This is a genomic window from Chryseobacterium jejuense (genome assembly GCF_900100075.1).
In the GTDB taxonomy this organism is placed as follows: domain Bacteria; phylum Bacteroidota; class Bacteroidia; order Flavobacteriales; family Weeksellaceae; genus Chryseobacterium; species Chryseobacterium jejuense.
On the sequence record NZ_FNEG01000002.1, the window covers coordinates 485,508 to 504,365 of the forward strand.

18 protein-coding genes are annotated in these 18,858 nt (G+C 36.9%); 7 read left to right on the top strand and 11 right to left on the bottom strand.

Annotated elements, in window-relative coordinates; translation table 11 throughout:
• Positions 1 to 334 precede the first annotated feature (334 nt).
• The 7 genes from BLS98_RS07740 to BLS98_RS07770 form a co-directional block, all read right to left on the bottom strand.
• Complete coding sequence (locus BLS98_RS07740; RefSeq protein WP_089735213.1) at positions 335 to 1,300, bottom strand: T9SS type A sorting domain-containing protein; 966 nt, start codon at positions 1,298 to 1,300, stop codon at positions 335 to 337.
• Between the two features lie 42 nt (positions 1,301 to 1,342).
• Positions 1,343 to 2,749: an outer membrane beta-barrel protein gene (locus BLS98_RS07745; protein ID WP_089735215.1), complete on the bottom strand. Its 1,407-nt coding sequence runs from the start codon at positions 2,747 to 2,749 to the stop codon at positions 1,343 to 1,345.
• A complete protein-coding gene (locus tag BLS98_RS07750; RefSeq protein WP_089735217.1) occupies positions 2,742 to 3,308 on the bottom strand; it encodes an RNA polymerase sigma factor in 567 nt (188 codons plus the stop codon). Before BLS98_RS07750 ends, BLS98_RS07745 begins: the two co-directional genes overlap by 8 nt.
• A gap of 94 nt (positions 3,309 to 3,402) precedes the next feature.
• Positions 3,403 to 3,978: a DUF4840 domain-containing protein gene (locus BLS98_RS07755; protein ID WP_089735219.1), complete on the bottom strand. Its 576-nt coding sequence runs from the start codon at positions 3,976 to 3,978 to the stop codon at positions 3,403 to 3,405.
• Between the two features lie 286 nt (positions 3,979 to 4,264).
• Positions 4,265 to 5,680, bottom strand: coding sequence for an efflux transporter outer membrane subunit (locus BLS98_RS07760; RefSeq protein WP_089735221.1), 1,416 nt, complete (start codon positions 5,678 to 5,680; stop codon positions 4,265 to 4,267).
• Positions 5,667 to 8,825, bottom strand: a complete 3,159-nt coding sequence (locus tag BLS98_RS07765; protein ID WP_089735223.1) for an efflux RND transporter permease subunit — start codon at positions 8,823 to 8,825, stop codon at positions 5,667 to 5,669. Before BLS98_RS07765 ends, BLS98_RS07760 begins: the two co-directional genes overlap by 14 nt.
• Positions 8,826 to 8,854: 29 nt before the next feature.
• A complete protein-coding gene (locus tag BLS98_RS07770; RefSeq protein WP_089735225.1) occupies positions 8,855 to 9,973 on the bottom strand; it encodes an efflux RND transporter periplasmic adaptor subunit in 1,119 nt (372 codons plus the stop codon).
• A gap of 305 nt (positions 9,974 to 10,278) precedes the next feature.
• On the opposite strand from BLS98_RS07770, the gene BLS98_RS07775 reads away from it, so the two are divergent.
• Positions 10,279 to 10,869 (top strand): porin family protein, encoded by a 591-nt coding sequence (locus BLS98_RS07775; protein ID WP_089735227.1) that lies wholly within the window; start codon positions 10,279 to 10,281, stop codon positions 10,867 to 10,869.
• Positions 10,870 to 11,087: 218 nt separating this feature from the next.
• On the opposite strand, the gene BLS98_RS07780 is transcribed toward BLS98_RS07775, so the two are convergent.
• Positions 11,088 to 11,852, bottom strand: coding sequence for a LytR/AlgR family response regulator transcription factor (locus BLS98_RS07780; protein ID WP_089735228.1), 765 nt, complete (start codon positions 11,850 to 11,852; stop codon positions 11,088 to 11,090).
• On the bottom strand, positions 11,849 to 12,967 hold the full coding sequence (locus BLS98_RS07785; protein WP_089735230.1) for a sensor histidine kinase: 1,119 nt from the start codon (positions 12,965 to 12,967) through the stop codon (positions 11,849 to 11,851). Before BLS98_RS07785 ends, BLS98_RS07780 begins: the two co-directional genes overlap by 4 nt.
• A gap of 230 nt (positions 12,968 to 13,197) precedes the next feature.
• On the opposite strand from BLS98_RS07785, the gene BLS98_RS07790 reads away from it, so the two are divergent.
• Both BLS98_RS07790 and BLS98_RS07795 read left to right on the top strand, forming a co-directional pair.
• Positions 13,198 to 14,022 (top strand): universal stress protein, encoded by an 825-nt coding sequence (locus BLS98_RS07790; protein WP_089735232.1) that lies wholly within the window; start codon positions 13,198 to 13,200, stop codon positions 14,020 to 14,022.
• 180 nt (positions 14,023 to 14,202) lie between these two features.
• Positions 14,203 to 14,679, top strand: a complete 477-nt coding sequence (locus tag BLS98_RS07795) for a hypothetical protein (RefSeq protein ID WP_139166087.1) — start codon at positions 14,203 to 14,205, stop codon at positions 14,677 to 14,679.
• A gap of 39 nt (positions 14,680 to 14,718) precedes the next feature.
• On the opposite strand, the gene BLS98_RS07800 is transcribed toward BLS98_RS07795, so the two are convergent.
• Positions 14,719 to 15,588, bottom strand: a complete 870-nt coding sequence (locus tag BLS98_RS07800; protein ID WP_089735236.1) for an ATP-grasp domain-containing protein — start codon at positions 15,586 to 15,588, stop codon at positions 14,719 to 14,721.
• 204 nt (positions 15,589 to 15,792) lie between these two features.
• Here BLS98_RS07800 and BLS98_RS07805 point away from each other — a divergent pair, with 204 nt between their 5' ends.
• The 4 genes from BLS98_RS07805 to BLS98_RS07820 are packed head-to-tail and all read left to right on the top strand — an operon-like array spanning position 15,793 to position 17,693.
• Positions 15,793 to 16,302, top strand: coding sequence for a hypothetical protein (locus BLS98_RS07805; RefSeq protein WP_089735238.1), 510 nt, complete (start codon positions 15,793 to 15,795; stop codon positions 16,300 to 16,302).
• Complete coding sequence (locus BLS98_RS07810; RefSeq protein ID WP_045491964.1) at positions 16,299 to 16,646, top strand: tRNA-binding protein; 348 nt, start codon at positions 16,299 to 16,301, stop codon at positions 16,644 to 16,646. Before BLS98_RS07805 ends, BLS98_RS07810 begins: the two co-directional genes overlap by 4 nt.
• Before the next feature lie 15 nt (positions 16,647 to 16,661).
• Entirely contained in the window at positions 16,662 to 17,363 is a 702-nt protein-coding gene (locus BLS98_RS07815; protein ID WP_089735239.1) for a 3'-5' exonuclease, read from the top strand.
• 3 nt (positions 17,364 to 17,366) lie between these two features.
• Positions 17,367 to 17,693: an SUF system Fe-S cluster assembly protein gene (locus BLS98_RS07820; protein ID WP_045491968.1), complete on the top strand. Its 327-nt coding sequence runs from the start codon at positions 17,367 to 17,369 to the stop codon at positions 17,691 to 17,693.
• A gap of 279 nt (positions 17,694 to 17,972) precedes the next feature.
• On the opposite strand, the gene BLS98_RS07825 is transcribed toward BLS98_RS07820, so the two are convergent.
• Positions 17,973 to 18,809, bottom strand: a complete 837-nt coding sequence (locus BLS98_RS07825; protein WP_089735241.1) for a sulfurtransferase — start codon at positions 18,807 to 18,809, stop codon at positions 17,973 to 17,975.
• Positions 18,810 to 18,858 lie beyond the last annotated feature (49 nt).

The window sequence follows — 18,858 nt, forward strand, 5'->3', positions numbered from 1 at the left end:
CCTTCAGTGTTTCATGTGAAACATAAAGAATATATTACCCCCTATTTTATCAGGGTTATTTTCAATATTAATGATAATCAGGCAGAAATGCTTTTTAATGTAAAATCAGGTTCAAATAACAAGATATTTATCCCTACATATGAACCAGATACATATAAAATTGTAAAAACCTATACCCGCAGAATACATCATTCGCCACACTACTACTATGGTATTTCATTAAGAATGTGCAAGTCCAAAATGTTAGAATATAATATCAAAATAAAATCGGCACAAAACAGATTGTGCCGATTTAACCACTATTAAAAACTAACGAAAAGATTATTTTAATCCTTTATTTCTTTATAAATTTATTTTTATAAACTTCTCCTTTTACGCTTTTGGAAATAATAATATAATTTCCAGGTACCAAATGGCTTACATCAATGCCTTGTCTGTATTGATGGTCATTTTTCTTAAGAACCAATTTTCCAGACATATCTATAATGGTAACCTCTTTATATTCCTCTGATTCTTTTCCGATATAAAGAAATTGTGCCGTAGGGTTCGGGTATATATTCAATTTATTTTCTTTAGGTTTTACCACTTCTCCTGTTCCTAAGTTTCCACAAAAATCCCACTCACCATACTGCAGCTCAACAAAAGTGAGCGGATCCAGCATCCTGCATAGCTCAGGACAATATTCTGAACAGGCATAAAAGCCGTACTTACCAGGTTCAGTAGCTGTATAGGTATCCCCGGTTACATTAGGAATCACACAAGGATCCCCGGTAAAAGGTGCAGTAGTACCCGGAACACATTTAAACCAGGTATGTGGGCCATACACTACAGGAAATACATCATCAAATTTCACAGGAGCTTCCTGGCACACATGAACAATTCCACCATCTACAATCTCATAAGTTCCCGGCACAAAGGTGGACATCATTGCAGGGAGGGCAAAAACATATCCATCCGCCATCACTGCCGGACTTTCCCCTGTACAATCTCCTTGTGTAACTGCTACCTTAAAATAATAAAGCTGGTCACCTCCATTAATGGTTAGCTGCTGTGAAGTCGCTCCGGGAATTGCCTCCCATGGATTGTTATTAGGAGTCTGCCACGTCCATTCCTGTCTGTACCACTGATAAGTAGAATACGTTTGTGTAGTGGACAATATTTCATCTTCATTTTCACAGAACAGGATCTTATCCGCAAACACAGCACTTAATCTGGGACTGGTAATGGTAGGATCACACTGCGCCTTTATAATCAGAAGGTTGAACAATAAAAATGTTAAAAAAATCAGTTTTGTTTTCATATATTGACATTTAAGTTGATTTCTATTTAAAAGTCATCAGCATTAATCAATCAACAATCTGATCCCGAATTTCACATTAAAATGCAAGGGTTTTTCCTTATAAATGGTATTGGGAGAGTTCTCATCTTTAAAATGATAGCCAATCCCCGGCTCTGCATAAATTCCTAATCTATTGACCAACTTCACCTGAAGCCCTACTGCGGTATTTACTGAAAACGACAGTGGTTTATGATCCAGATTTTCCTTCGACGTTTCTTTTACCTCATCGTTTACTACATAACTCGTTGTAATACTTCCTGATATGGGCTTTTCTACCAAAGCTCCTCCTGTAACATACCCTGTAAACCTTCCTTTCTGAATTACATTATAATTAACCTGAATAGGAATTCCGATATAATGAACTTTCTGTTCACCCTTAATATAATTATCATTAGTTCCTGAATGGAGTTCAGAGGCCAGTTTGGTATAATTGATCCCGGTTCCTATTCCCCATTTTTTACCCAAATTATAATATACCGATAATCCGAATGTTACCGGAACTTTATGTCTTATCCTTGCTTCTACCGATTTACTCTGATTGGCCAATAATATTTGAGTCAAAGGGTCATTTCCATATGCAGAAGCGGTCCACACCTGTTCAAAATTCATAGGTTCCCCACTAACGGAAGCATAACCATTGAACTGCTGCTCTGCAGAATTGGATGATGCATTTCCGGTAAGCATACTTAGCATCCATTTCTTTTCAGATTTGGATTTCACATTCTTAGTTTTGGCATTATCTGCGTATTTTTCAGACAATTCCTTTTCAAATTCTTTTACTACTTTTTCACCCTCTTCATTCGTAATATTATTATTGGCCAAAGGCATTTCTTTGGTTTTATTTTCTTCTGGAACCAAGATGGGTTGCTCTATTTCATTTGTCTGTATAACATTCTGAACATTCCCGTCATTCCCAGACTCCTTCCCCTTTGCTTTTTCAGACTTTTGCTGTCTTATATTTCTAACAGAAGGATATATTGTATTAAAATCATTCTGAGCTAAAGAAATATCTGCCTTTGAGTTTTTCCAAATCTTTCTACTCTCTTCCTGTTCTGCATTGTTCAAAGGCAGATTTATATCTATTCTTTTATTACTTTTATGAGAATCTGATGGATTCTTTGAAAGTGTATTTTGATTCTCTTCCGGCACTATTTTCATTATGATAAAGATTAAAACAGCCGCAGCAGCAATCCCACCCATACGATACAGCCAAGACTTAGCACCACCCGCTTTCTCTATCTTTTTTTCTTCATTTTCACTCTCAATTGTAGGAATAATGCCTGCCATCAATTTATTTCCCTCTTCTTCTGAGAACAATTCGTCACTGATGTCAGCCCACAATCCTTCCGGAACCTCTTCTTCATGGTTCTCCATTCTGCTACGCAGGTTATTGAGCCATTCGTTATTCATACTGTGCTTTTTTTGACATTTTAAATTCCTTTATTTTCTGAACCAGCAGCCCTTTTGCACGGTGAAACTGTGACGCTGAAGAATTTTCTGCAATTCCCAGCAGCAACGCAATTTCCTTATGACTTTTCTCTTCAAATACATAAAGGTTGAAAACAGTTCTGTATCCATCGGGAAGAGACTGTATCAATCTCATAATATCTTCTTTCGGGATTTCCTCAAAATCAGGTTCTTCTTCATTGGGAAGGTCGGGAAGGTCATCTACCTCAACGGAAGATTTAAAGTCTCCTTTCTGCCTGATATGTTTCAGAGATTCATTCACTGCAATACGGGTAATCCATGCTCTCAGAGAGCCCTCTCCTCTATATTCAAATGATTCTATGGAACGAAACATCTTGATAAAACTATTCTGAAGTACATCATGCACATCTTCCTTTTCAGCGATATACCGGGAACATACATAGGACAGATTCCCTGAATAAGCTCCAAAAAGCTCTTTCCAGGCGGTTTCCTCCTTCCGCAGAAGGCGGTTTACCAAAATCTGTTCTTTACTTTCTCCCATGTACTGCTCCAGTATACGATATTTTGATTAAAATTTTAAAGCATAAATAGATTGCATCGTATAAATACAATCTATTTATAGTAATAACCATTAATTAATATTTTACACAGAACGGAAAATTATAACTAATTGCTTCATAAGGGGCAAGTATTGTACCGTCTACGGTAATTTTCTCTGCAGTCAAGGCAAATCGTAATGAGCCATCCATCCCTACATAAAACCCTTTCTGCTTAGCTATCAATCCTACCTCTGTCTTTTTGGTTACTCCATCCACAGGAATCTGAATCACCAATGGTGTAGGAGCGAAAGATAATTCAACCACATTGTTGGCTGCATTTACGGAAGCAGTATATTTAATTTCATACTTCACCTTTCCTATTGCTTTAATAGCTTCTTCAGCTTTTACCGGGTCTTTTACTACTGTTTTCACAATTTCATCCACTGGAAATTCTGAAAACATAATCGTATCTTTTTTTGCTTTAAAATTCTTTATCTTTTCTGTTCGGTTATCTCCCTGTATGGTAATGAGTCTTCCTTTATAGTCTCCATTCACATCTTCCAGTTTTACCGGTCTGATTTCCGGACCGTCAACACTGCATGAATACAATGTAAACCCTGTTATTACCATTAAAATAGCTGTTAAAAATTGAGATACTGTAAACTTTTTCATTGCATTATTTTTTCATTAAACATTAATTATTTTGAGTACTCATTGATATAAACCTCCTTTTCCGGAAATCTTGCATGCTTTTTTCAAAAAAAATCAAAACTTTTCATAACTCATTGATTTTATGGATTAAAAAATTCAATCCAAATAAATATTTATTCAATAAAAAAAGACAATTGTTTTGAATTTCATATTTCAGTGATTTAATTTTCGATCCTTCAATATCTTACAATAAGAAAGGAAGCTGCGTAATGCAGCCTCCTTCGTTTTTACTATTTTCAATTACATTTTACTGTACTCCACCGCCCAATGCACGGTAAAGATCTACCTCAGCATTTAATCTTTCCAGCGTTACATTAATAGCTTCCAGATCATTCTGAAGTTTATTATTCTGAGCCGTAATAACCTCAAGGTAGGTTGCCATTCCGCTTTTATACAATTTTAGAGCATCTCCAATTCCTTTGTCTAAAATGGCTGTTCTCTGTTCCAAAAGCTGTAATCTTTCTGAAGTTCCCTGAGTTTTTGCCATAGCATCAGAAACTTCTCCAACAGCTGTCATTACCGACTGCTTAAAGTTGATCGCCGCCTTTTCCTGTTCAATTAATGCCGTTTCATAGGCGGTTTTCAACTGTTTTTTCTGAAAAATAGGAGCTGCTAAATTAGCCGCCACCGCTTTGGTAATAGATCCCGGAATATCAAACCATGAGCTGAATTTATTGGAATTGACTCCAATCTGTGGGCTCAGGCTGATGCTAGGATACATGGCAGCTTTAGCCAAACCTGTTTTTGAATTCAAGCTGATCACATTGAATTCTGCCATCTTCAGATCCGGTCTTCTGCTTAATAGTTGTGCCGGAAGTCCTTCTGAAAGTTTATTCCCAGGGATCATCGTTTTCAGGCTTCCTGATCTTTCAACTTTGGTTGGATATTCTCCACAAAGGACACTCAAAGCATTTTCCTGAACGGAAATATTCTGTTTAGCCAACGGAATTAAAAGTTCAGCAGTCTTCTTCTGTGCTTCTGATTGCTGCACGGCCAATGAATTGATTTGCCCTGCTTTAAACTGAAGATCCATCATTTTAAGAGTATTGTTACTCAGTTCAATATTCTGTTCTGCAATTTTCATCTGTTCATCTAAGCTTATCAGATTATAATAAGCTTGTGCTACCTGAACAATGATTCTGCTTTTTACAGCATTCAGATTTTCTTTTTGTGCGAAATATTCTGCAGCAGCAGATTCTTTCTGCATCTTAGCTTTTCCCCAGATATCAACTTCCCACGAAAGCCTCAAACTTGCACTAAAGTCATCCATATGTGTTGTCCCTGCAAACTGCTCATTAAGTGATCCGTTCAGGGTATTCGTGGATGCCCAGCTTCTGTTGGCTCCTGCACTGAAATCCAGTGTAGGAAGAAGAGATAATTTAGCTTGCTTGTAGATAAGATCCAACTGTTCTATATTCTTCAGGGCAATATTTACTTCATTATTTCTGGTTAGAGCTTTATCTATTAAACCGATGAGTTTGGGATCCTTAAAGAACGTTTTCCATGGAAGTACCACCGTATCTCCTGTTACCTGTACATTCTCTTTATAAGTTTCCGGCATCTGAAGATCTGTTCTTTCATAAGGTTTCCCCACGGCGCAGGACACCAGTACTGATGCCATTGCGCCTGAAATAAGGAAATTCTTTATATTAATTATTCTCATTTGTCAATTGATTTTGGATTACAGGAAACTTCTTTTTGGATGAAAATTTCTCATCCAGATATTGGAAGAACATATACAGTATAGGAATTACAAATACTCCCAATACTACTCCACTTAACATTCCTATGGCAGCACTCACACTGATGGATTTATTTCCTGAAGCCATTCCTCCTGTAGAGATCATCAATGGTATCATCCCTACAATAAAGGCCAATGATGTCATGATAATTGGACGCAGCCTTGCTTTAGCACCTTCCAATGCAGAATCCAGAATAGAAAGTCCTGATTTTCGTCTCTGGACCGCAAATTCTACGATAAGGATTGCGTTTTTCGCCAGTAGACCAATAAGCATAATCAATCCTACCTGTACATAGATGTTGTTATCTAATCCTATTGCTTTGATTCCCAGAAATGCTCCTACAATTCCCGTTGGGATAGAAAGCATTACCGCTAACGGAAGAATGTAACTCTCGTATTGTGCTGCAAGAAGCAGGTAAACGAAAAGTAAACATAATCCAAGGATGACAGCGGTCTGGTTTCCTGCTGATTTTTCTTCCAAACTTAACCCGGTCCACTCATAACTGTAATCAGAAGGCAGTTTATTCAGGGTGGGTTCAATTTTATCCATCAGGGCTCCATTACTGATTCCTGGTTTCGGTACCACGTTAATGTTCAATGAATTATAAAGATTATATCTTTGCACAGATTCGGGACCATATACTTTTTTCAAAGTGATTAAGGTATTGGCAGGAACCATTTGTTCTTTATTATTTTTCACAAAAATATCATTGAAAGCCTGCTCATCCATTCTGAAAACACCATCAGCTTTAATATTTACTCTATAGAACTTCCCGAATCTGGAGAAATTCTGAGACTGATCTCCTGAGAAGTAGGTCTGTACCGTTCCTAATAAATTAGCAATACTTACTCCTAATTGTTTCGCTTTATCTTCATTTACTTCAAGTTCCAGCTGAGGATAATCTGCTCTGAACATTGTATAAGCATACGCGACTTCCGGCACCTTCATCAATTGTCCTATCACATCATCAGCTTTAGATTTAAGAACCTGAGGATCTCTACCCATACGGTCCTGAAGAACAATTTCTGCATCATTGGTTACACCATATCCTTCTACCGGCGGCATTCTGAAGCTCATTACACTTCCTTCTTTGATGACAGATAGTTTTCCGTTGACAATATTCATGATCTCATCAATATCCTGTATGGCTCCTCTTTCTTTTTTAGGTTTTAATTTCACAAACCCCATCGCATATGCCGGACCAGCACTGTTACTTAACAGGTTATATCCTGTAATGGATGTATTTTCCTGAACAGCATCTATTGTTTTTAAGATCGTATTGATCTTGTTGGAAACTTCTGTGGTTTTTGTCAATCCGGTTCCTGGCGGCATACTCAATGAGTACATAAAAAATCCGTCATCTTCCATCGGAACGAAACTCTTGGTTGTACTTGACATTAACCATGCTGAAAGTCCTATAATTCCGGCTACCAATCCTGCTGCAATCCATTTTTTTCCAATTAAAAATCTTACTCCTTTTGCATAACGCTCTGTCATATTATTGAACCCTGCATTAAAGGCAACCGCAAATCTCTGTCCGAATCCTTTTGGTTTTCCACCTTCTTCTGCATGATGATTTTTCAAAAATACCGCACATAAAGCCGGTGTTAATGTAAGGGCATTTACTGCTGAAATAATAATCGCAATGGCTAATGTATAGGCAAACTGCTTATAGAATAATCCTGCAGAACCAGACATAAATCCAATCGGAATAAATACGGCTGACATAACCAATGTAATAGAAATAACAGCTCCTGTAATTTCACTCATCGCTTTGTGTGTAGCATCTCTTCCCGAAAGGTTTGTCCCTTCCATATTACTGTGAACGGCTTCTACTACAACAATTGCATCATCAACGACAATACCGATCGCCAGTACTAAGGCAAATAATGTCAATACATTAATCGTAAATCCTAATACCAGAAGGAAGAAGAATGTACCGATAATGGCTACCGGAACAGCAATAGCTGGAATAATGGTAGACCTGAAATCCTGTAAGAAGATAAATACCACAATAAATACAAGGATAAATGCTTCTATCAATGTAGATTTTACCTGTCCTGTTGCTTCATCCAATCTTTCCTTAGTACTCAATACTTTGGAGTATTTAATCCCTGGTGGGAAAGATTTCGACAGCTGGTCAATCGCTTTGTTTACTCCTATTTCAATTTCATTGGCATTTGAACCTGTTGTCTGCATAATAGCAACCGTAACTGCATTTTTACCATTGGAAAGGTTATCTCCAGTGTTGTTGATGGATCCAAATTCTATTCTGGCTACATCTTTAAGCCTGATCACATTGGTTCCGTCATTTTTAACGACCATGTTTTCATATTGTTCCGGCTTATTCTTTTTTCCTTTATATCTAATTACATATTCTAAAGCTGCATTGGATTCTTCACCCAATTTACCTGGTGCAGATTCTAAACTGTGATCTGCAATGGCATTGGAAATATCTGAGGGTTCTAAACCATAAGAGGCCATCTTCTGTGGGTTAAGCCATATCCTCATGGAATAATCTTTAATCCCGAAGATCTGTGCCTGTCCTACTCCTTTCACCCTTTTAATCTGCGGGATAAGGTTGATATTGGCAAAGTTCTGAAGAAAGGTTTCATCATATTGCTTATTATCTTCAGTATAAATATTGAAAATCAACACCATACTATTCTGCTGTTTTGAGGTAGTAAGACCCATTCTTACCACTTCCTGAGGCAGGATTGGTGTGGCCTGCTGTACCCTATTCTGTACGTTTACTGCAGCCTGATCTGCATTTACGCCCTGTTTGAATATAACAGAAATCGTAAACGTTCCGTCATTACTTGCCGTAGATTTCATGTAGCTCATGTCTTCTACTCCGTTGATCTGCTCTTCCAGTGGCGTAACCACGGAACGAATCACCGTTTCACTGTTTCCCCCCGGATAAGAACCCGAAACCGTAATGGTAGGTGGAGAAATGTCCGGGAATCTGGTCACTGCCAACTGGTTCAATCCAATGATCCCCAAAATGACAATGATAAGGGATATTACCGTCGCCAGTACCGGACGGTCTATTATCTTTTTTAACATTTTCGAATTTTCTAAGAATGATTATAAAATTATTTCGAAGGAGTTACCTTAGCCACAACCAGCGCTCCATCTGTAAGAGCATCTATCCTGTTGATGGCGATCTTGTCTCCTGCATTCACTCCTGTCTTCACAAAGTAATCCTGAGAAGTGCTTCCTGATACTTCAATCTGCATCATTTTCACTTTATCTTTACCTTCCAGTTTATAGACGAAGAATTTATCCTGAATATCTTTTACAGACGTTTTAGGAAGCTTCACTACACCATTCAATGCATTATGAATCATTACTCTTCCTGTTCCACCTGATCTTAACAATTTATCAGGATTCTGGAAGACCGCTTTCATCTGAATACTTCCTGTATTTCTGTCGAAGTTTCCACTGGCATTTTCCAATCTTCCCTTAAAGCCATAGGTAGAACCATCTGCTAAAATAAGTTCTACATTTTCAGCGTTTTCTCCTGAAGCGGCAGCTCTGCTATGCGCAATAAAGTCTGCTTCATTCATTGAGAAGTACACGTTTACACTGCTAATGTTTGATAAGCTTGTTAATGGTGAAGCATCTGAAGGACTGATGAGGTTTCCTACCCTGTTTGGGATTCTTCCAATATATCCGCTTACCGGTGCTTTGATGTAGGTAAAGTTCGCATTGATCTTTGAGGAACCTAATGAAGACTGTGCCTGTGCTACCTGTGCTGATGCTGCCTTTAAATTGGCCTGAGCTGTTTTCAGCTGCATATCAGAAACTACTTTTCCTTCTACAAGAGGTTTTAGTTTTTCAACTTCCAATCTCGCGGTTTCCTGAGCTGCCAACGCAGATTTCAAAGCTGCTTCATTGGTATTCACCTGCTCATTGTATACGGATGGGTTAATTCTAAACAGCGTCTGCCCTTTGCTAACAAACTGGCCTTCTTTTATATATACAGCTTCAAGATATCCTGTTACCTGAGCTTTTATTTCCACATTATCCTGGCCTTCTATGCTTCCGGGGTAACCCGTTGCAACGTCTTCATTCCCAGTTATCACCTGAATAAAGTCTGTAGGAAGAGCCTGCATTTGCTGGCCATTTTCCTGGCTGTTTCCTGAACCGCAGGAATACAGTATTGCTGCAGCCGTAAGTGAAAGTGCCAGATATCCTTTTCTGTAGTTCATAACATTTGTTTTTAAATTTTACAGGAGCAAAATAAGTTCATATAATAAGGATGTTCATCTAAAAATCAGGTGAAACGTAATTAATTGCAGGTGAACCGTACGATACTAAAAATGAAAGGAAATGTGGATATTTTCACCATTCAGGTTGATAAAAAAGAGCTTTTTCACTTTAGTATTTCAAAAATACGTTTGAAGTTTAAATTTCTACGTTTCACTTTTAAAACTCGCGGCTCAGGTTATTTCGCGGTCTAATTTCGCTGTATCAAAACATCAAAAAATAAGTCAATAATTTAAATTTTTATCAAATGAAAAAGTTTTTAGCAATCACAGCGATCGTATTAGGATTAGGAGTACAGGCTCAAACAACAGAACCTAAAAAAGAGCCGGGGATAGAATTAATTCCAAAAGCTGGAATTAACATCGCCAATCAGTCTATTAAGAATATAAATGGGGAAAAATCAAAAACTTCTTTTCAGGCTGGATTAGGGGTAAACATTCAGACGGGTATAAAAAACTTTTCTATACAGCCTGAGGTTAACTTCATCAGCAAAGGCACAAAGTTTAAAAACAGCTTGGGAAGTGAAACCTACAATTTCAATTATATAGAGGTTCCGGTATTGGCAAAATACAGCTTTGGACCAGTATACGTAAATGCAGGCCCTTCTATCGGTTTCCTAATGGGGAAAAATGATAAAATGAAGGCTGCCTACGGTAAAACAAAATCAATAGATTTCGGATTACAGATGGGAGCTGGAGTAGCCATTCCTGCAGGGCCAGGAAAGGTAATTGTAGATGGGAGATATAATTTAGGATTGAACAATATCTCTGATGAAAAAGGGCTAGATGTGAAAAACAGAGGTTTTGCAATCTCTTTGGGGTACGCTATCCCTTTATAGTCTTTACATCATAGCTTTTTCTTTATATAGGATCCCTTCATGAGTAATTCGTGAGGGGTTTTCTGGTGTGCGTAATAGGGTTGGGAGCTGGAAGAGGGAAATTACTATTGTTCGAAGAACTTCTAATCATTATAGAAACTACCCGATCATTAAAAATAATTTTAATTTGTTTTCGGACCTCAATAACTTCCCTCTTCCAGCCTCCAGCTTCCTTTCTATTAATAATCCATCCAGGATTTAAAGATAGATGCCTTTTCCCGGCTTACAATCACTTCCATTTCAGGCTGTTTTCTCAGTTCCAGTTTCAGTTTTCCATTAAAATGATTAAAGATCTGCTTTACAGAATCAATATGAATAATAAATTGTCTGTTGGCACGGAAGAAGAATTTCGGATCCAATTGTTTTTCCAGTTCTTCCAGAGTTTGAGGAATATTTTCTACAGTACCGGTATTCAGCATAGCCTTACTGATTCCAAGCTCTGTATAAAAGTATAAAATATCTTCTGCCAATACTGTTTTATAACCATCACGATGTGCAATCAGGAAACGTTTTCTGTAATCTTTAGGCTGAATATAGTTCAGGAGCCCTTCAATAGCAGATCCAACAACCGGAACGGCTTCCATAAAGGTTTCATAGCGCTTCAGAGCAGCATCCAGTTCATCTTCTTCTATTGGTTTTAAAAGATAATCTATACTGTTGTATTTAAAGGCCTGTACTGCATATTCGTCGTACGCAGTTGTAAAAATTACTGCACTTTTAATTTCATGCTTATTAAAAATCTCAAAGCTTAATCCGTCTGCCAGACGAACATCCATCATAATGATATCCGGAACGACATTATTTTCCAGCCAGTTCACTGTGGAGGTTATTGAATCTTCTACGGAAAGGATTTCAATATGAGGTCTGAGCTTTTGCAATAGTCTTTTTAGCCTGTCTGCATTGGGTCTTTCATCCTCAACTATTAAAATTTTATTAATCTTCATATCAATGGAAGTTTTACAATAAATTTATCTTCAGTTTTTTCTATAATCGGTTTTGTGTATCCCAGGATCTCATATCTGGCAATGATATTGGTAAGGCCAACTCCTGAGGAATCAGGTTTATTAATCAAAGGTAAAAAGGTATTAGAAACCACCAATTCACCTTCAGAATTTGTATAGACGTGGATCTCCAGCGGGTTTGCTTTTGAAGTTTGATTATGTTTGATGGCATTTTCCACTAATAATTGCAGTGATAAGGGAAGCGTGTACATAGACCTGTATTCTTCCTGAATATCTATTTTAAATACTACTCCTTCCCCAATTCTGTTTTCAATCAGGAAAATATAAGAGTCTAAAAATTTCAGCTCTTCTTCTACTGCAATAATGTCCTTCTTAGAATTAACCAGCAAATACCGGTATACCCTTGCAAATTTTTCGGAGTATTCATATCCTAGTTGCTGATCTTCGAGAATAAGTTCAGAAAGCACACTCAGGTTATTAAAGATAAAATGAGGGTCTATTTGTAATTTGAGAGCCTGAAGTTCGGCAACCATAGCTGCCTGCTTATGCTTGGAAGCTCTGATTTTATGCTGAGCGGCTTCTACAGCCGTTCTTTTCCAGTTTTGAAGTAAATAATCTACGGTATTAAAACCGCTTATAATAAGTGATATCACGATATTGGTGGCCACCCATTGTCCTAATAAAGTATATTCTTTTCGGGAATCCATTTCCGGCAAATTGTCTGAAGTGCATTCTACAATGGCATTGATAATCATTACAATCAAAACACTTCCTACAATTTGAAGAAATCCCTGAATGAGTAATCGTTTAACCGTTCTGTCTTTCCATGGAAGTAACTTATTGAGAGTAGAATCAATAAAAATACTCACCTCTGAAATGATGATTGAAAAAAAGAAGATCCATAAAGCATCTTCGATGAACATTTTCAATGGGCTCTCCCAATAGCTCTGCCAAACCGGATCAAAAGGGTCAATGAGATAAGAAAACCCACAGAAGGTAATTACTGCTACCGCCCAGATTACCAGCCTCCTTTTCATTGCGGAAAGGATCTTTTTACTTCGTATTAAATTTTTCCTAATGGTAGAAATCCTATTCATATCCGGGACTTTGTGAATGTAAATATAGAAATAGATTTTAGAAGAGTCTCCGCTATTTTCAACGAGACGACTAAAAGCGCATCTGAAACGTAAAATAGACGAGTTCAAATGAAGGCGAACGTTTCATCACCTGAAAAATACATTTCATCATCATTTTATGCAACATCACCCTATTTTTAATGCAATAGCCCCTTCCTCTATCCTAGTTTTGCAGTATCAAAATCGGTACAATGAAAACAATAATTGTCTGCACAGATTTTTCCCAGGAAGCTGAAAATGCGATTCATTATACAGCTTCTATGGCTAAGGAAAACCATTATAATATCATTTTGTTCAACTTGCAAAGCGTTTCTATCCATGCCCTGAATGCTCAGGCTTCTGCTGATTTTTTCTATGAGCAGACGCTTAAAAACCAACAAAAGCTTACTGATAAATCTATTGAAATAAGCAGCTTATATGCAGTTAAAACAGAGTTTCATCTGGCTTCCGGAAGTTTTATTGAGGAACTGAACCACTGCATACAAGCCACAAACAGTGATCTTATTGTGATGGGAATGGCAGAAAAGACTCTTGAACAGAGGCTTTTGGGAAACAATGTGATCAAGGCTATTCACAGAATTAAAAAACCGATATTAATTATTCCCGGGCATATAGAATTTACAGGAATCCGAAAGGTTCTCTTTGCCTATGATACCCATAAATCTATCACCTGGTCTGCGATGAATGACATTTATTCTTTCATTCATGAGTTTAATGCAGAAATTGAGGTATTTAATGTAGGTGAAAGCGTAGAAGATTTTACGGAAGTTATTCATGATATTGATCTGAACTCCGGTTATGATCTTGATGATATTAAATACAGTTTTAAAATGATTCAGTCTATTGAAATCATCAAAGCTATTGAAGAGGAAGTAAAACTGACCAATGTGGATCTTTTGACAATGGTTCCTTACCAATATAACCTCGTGGAATCTCTTTTCCATAGAAGCAAAACAGCTATTATGGCGTATAAAAATAAAGTTCCATTACTATCAATCCCCCTAAACATAGATTAAGGCTCAATCAATAAAAATCACACATTTGAATTATCCTTTTTTGCCTTTTTAAAGGTTAAATTTTACACTTAATCTTGTTTAACAGGACCGGAGAGCAATTTCCGGTCCTGTTTTTTTTAAACTTTCTTTTTTGTTTTTATATAATTTGTACTTTTATCTAAGCACCAAAAACAAATAATTATGAAGTCTATTTTTTTTCATTCCCGATGGTATTTGATGTGTTTATTATTTTTTGGATATACACAATCCTTTGCCCAGCTATCCCAAAATCAGGAAGGAAGTCCTGCTCAATGTACGCAGAAGCTTAAATTGATATCTGATAAAATGATGTTCACACAAAATCGTCAGGAAAAACCCGTTAAAGTGGATATTATTATTGATCCTCTAAGCTCTACTATCAAAACAATATTGCAGGAACCTGGTCAGAAGGTTCCATCTGAACGGATATATCAGATTAAAAATATGAATTGTACAGTGAATGATAATTTTACTTTCGGAAGAGTCATTTATTCAGTAGCAAGCAATAATCCGGATGGTTCATTTTCCTCTGGCGAATTTCTTCTGGAAGCCACAAAACGAGGTCTGTTCTTCTCCAATACAATTGATCCGCCTCAGGATAAAGCTATTATTCCGATTACTAAGTTTGAAAAGCTATAAGTAAAAATCCACCTCAGAGCTGAGGTGGATTGGTCTATTTTATGAGATTAAGGCCGCTAGAGCCTGATAATAATTCTCCAATAAAGCTTTGTCTCCATTCAGGAACAAATAAGGCTCTATCAGCTCTAATTCCATAAGATTGAACGTATTATCAATCAGCACTCCGTCTACTCTTGCATATAATGTGGATTGAGGTAAGCTTTTCAGATAAGCTCCTGCCTGTTCTATATGCAAAGGATCCGGTGTTGGATAACTAATACTTCCACCATGATAATGCTGTACTCTGAAATCTCCTTCTTTAGGTGTTTTTAATGAACAGTGACTATATTTTCCGTTGAAAAACAGGAATGACCATTCCCCATTTTTAATTTCTTCTACGAAAGGCTGTACAATATAGTCCTGCTCTTTCAAAAGCTTATCTATTTCTTTAGACCGCTCTTCAGTATTATCTCTGTTGATGGTGAGTGTATTTTGTGCCCCGGCACTTACACATGGTTTTACTACCAGCTTATCCGCATTCAAAAGATCAAATACATCTTTTTTAAAGGAAGATCCTTTTTCCAGGTATTCTGATGCAATAACCGGAAGCTGTTTATCTGCAATATCTTTCAGGTAATGCTTATCGGAATTCCATTTGATAATTTCTACAGGATTTAAAACTTTGATACTTAGTTGTTCAAGATGATCCAGCCAATTCAGGAATTCATTCAGGTGATTATGATAATCCCAGGGAGACTTGATAATGGCTACGTCAAAACTGCTCCAATCTACCTTTTCATCATTCCAAATGGTTGAGACTACATCCAACCTTTTATCTTTTAAAAAGCTGATGAGGTCTGTATCTTCATCATTCGCCACTCCTTGTGAAAGTCTCGCTTCTTTTTTATAGCCTACTACAGTGATTTTCATGCTTCTGTTATTATGATTTTATCTTATAGTAAAGTTGCGAAGAATGGATGGATCAACTTAGACACAGATTTTTTTATTTGGAGGGATACAATTAAAGAAAAGAATTTAATCAATACAAAATCTCAGTTTTTTTGATAGTGTTACTCTTCAAAATATATTCTAATTCTCAATATTTTAATACATTTGTTATAAAACATACTTCAAATGAATTTTGAGCAGGTTAATCTACACCTTGAGGCCTATAAAGAACATAACCAGATCCTGGATGCTGCCAAATATCTGATTCATTCTTTTGATCTGGAACATGAAAATTTTGCAGGTTTTGGATTCAGGGAAGAGCTTTCTCCTACTTCGATGCTTCTTACCGCAGAAGGGGAATTGGGAGGACCACAAACCGTAATGATTCCCAGAAATTTATTTGATTTTGACCTGAACCTTGTCTTAAATATGGTAGCCCACGAAATGCTTCATGTAAGGCAAAAGGCTCCAGGACAGGTGATAGAAGACAAAAATGAAAGAGAGTTTCAGGCTTATTATGAAATGCTCTTTCACAAGGTTTTCCCACAGGTTCCCGAAGTTTCAGACTTTCATAAAAAATTCTTTGGCGGAAAAGCTTTAGAATATTATAAAAGAATGGGTGAAGGTTCAGAATTACAACAAAAATATGCAGAACAGAAAACAGAAGTAGAACATTTTATTAACACATTACCATGAACGTAAAACCAGACATAACTTGGGCAGATTTTGAAAAAATAGACATCAGATGCGGAACAATTATTTCAGTAAATGATTTTGAAAAAGCCAGAAATCCATCTTATCAATTGGAAATTGACTTTGGTGACTTAGGAATCAGAAAATCATCTGCACAAATTACTTCATTGTATCAGAAAGAAGAACTGGTAGGAAAACAGATTTTGGCCGTAGTTAACTTTCCTAAAAAACAGATTGCCAACTTCTTCAGCGAATGTTTAGTCTTAGGATTATATGGAGAAGACAAAAATGATGTAACTCTTTTAGCTCCTTCATTACCCACCAAAAACGGAATGCAGGTAGGATAGCAAATAAAAAACACGATGATACAGAACATACCACTAGAAAAGGTCTTATTCCTTGATATTGAAACCGTTCCACAGGCAGGATCCTGGGACGATTTATCAGAAACCGATCAACATCTTTGGGATAAGAAAACAAGATTCCAGAGAAAAGAAGATGTTTCCGCGGCTGAGTTTTATGACAGAGCCGGAATTATGGCTGAGTTCGGAAGGATTATCTGCATCACGATCGGAATGGTGGAAAAGAATGAAACCTTAAAGATCAAAAGCTTCTCCGGACATGATGAGAAGAAGATGCTTCAGGAATTTGGAGAAATTTTCAACAGTCCAAGGTTGTATAATGTTATTCTCTGCGCCCACAACGGAAAAGAGTTTGATTTCCCATGGATTGCAAGGAGATATCTCATCAACGGTATGCAGCCTCCTGCCCCATTCCAGATGTTTGGAAAAAAGCCTTGGGAAATTCCTCACATAGATACAATGGAACTGTGGAAATTCGGGGATTATAAAAGTTTTGTATCATTGGAATTATTAGCTCACGTCTTTGGTATTCCCACTCCAAAGGATGATATCGATGGCTCAATGGTTTCATCAATTTACTACATAGAAAAAGACTTGCAGCGAATTGTTGACTATTGTGAAAAAGATGTCTTAACTTTGGCAAATATTTTCCGACGTATGCGTCAGGAAGATTTGTTGAAAAGGAATATCAATTTAGATTAAAAAATGAAATTTACAGACGATCAAATTGCAGACATTGGTGAAGAAATCATCAGCGTGCTAAAAACCGTATATGATCCCGAAATTCCGGTAGATATTTACGAATTAGGGCTAATTTATGATGTACAGATCTCCGATGATGCTGACGTAAAAATTATAATGACCCTTACCACTCCCAACTGTCCGGTAGCAGAAACACTACCTCAGGAAGTAAAGGATAAAGTAGCAGAAGTAGAACATGTAAATAGTGTTGACTTAGAGCTTACCTTTGAACCGAGCTGGAATAAGGACATGATGAGCGAAGAAGCAAAATTTGAACTTGGAATGCTATAAATCTTAAGCATTTTCTAAACAGATAAAATTAATATTACCACTTTTACTTAGTAATCATGATAAAAAAGATAGGAGCAATACTACTTGCTTTCTTAGGAGTATATATGCTTTATTTAGGGTCTAAAATGCAGGCTCACCCTCCTTTTATAACCGGAATAGGATTTATAATTATCTCATTGCTGCAACTGAGTAAAAAGTAATATAGAATTGAAAATATAAAAGGATGTCACAGTATGACATCCTTTTTTCTATCGTTGAAACCTCAATCTAAAATTACTTTTACAGTTCTTTTGCAACTTCTTTTCCTTCTCTCCTGCTCCATTCACTCCACGATCCTACATAAAGATCAGGGATCTTAAACCCTGCATGGGCTAATGCTAAAATGGTATGACATGCCGTAACCCCTGAACCACAGTGAATAATGAGGTTTTCAGGTTTATTTTGTAATAATTGGGTATATTTTTCTTTTAGAATTTCAGGACTCAGGAACAATCCGTTTTCATCCAGGTTTTCAGAAAAAGGAATATTGATTGCTCCTGGAATATGTCCGGCAACCAGATCAATCGGCTCAGATTCTCCTCTGTATCGGTAAGCATCTCTAACATCAATTACGGTAGACGAATTATTTTCTAATTCATTTTCAACTTCTTCCAGACTTGAAACAGGTAGATTCCAGTTCTCTTTTTTAATTAATGGAGCTTTTTCAAAGGTCTCTTCTCCTGATGAAAATTCTATATTATTCTTTTCCGCAGCCTGTATCCCACCATCAAGAACCCGAACGTTATCAAACCCAAAAGATCTCAGCATCCACCATGCTCTGGCAGCTGCATTTGATCCGTTTTTATCGTCATAAACAACAATATGAGAATTTTCAGTAATCCCTAAATTGGACAGTGTTTCTGAAAATTTTTCCAGGCCTGGAAGTGGATGTCTTCCTCCAAAGGCTGCATTTTCACTTATCTCAGCAAGATCTTTATCCAGATCAATGAATCCTGCTCCTATGATATGCTTTTCACGGTAGTTTTGCTTTACATCTTTCCCTGTTCTTGCATCAAGAATGATGAGGTTTTCCGTTGGAAGATTCTTTAATTCGGAAGGTGAAATTATTGGAGACATATTGTTGAATTTTAGGGTATTCTAATTAGGTTTTGACTAAAGTCAATGG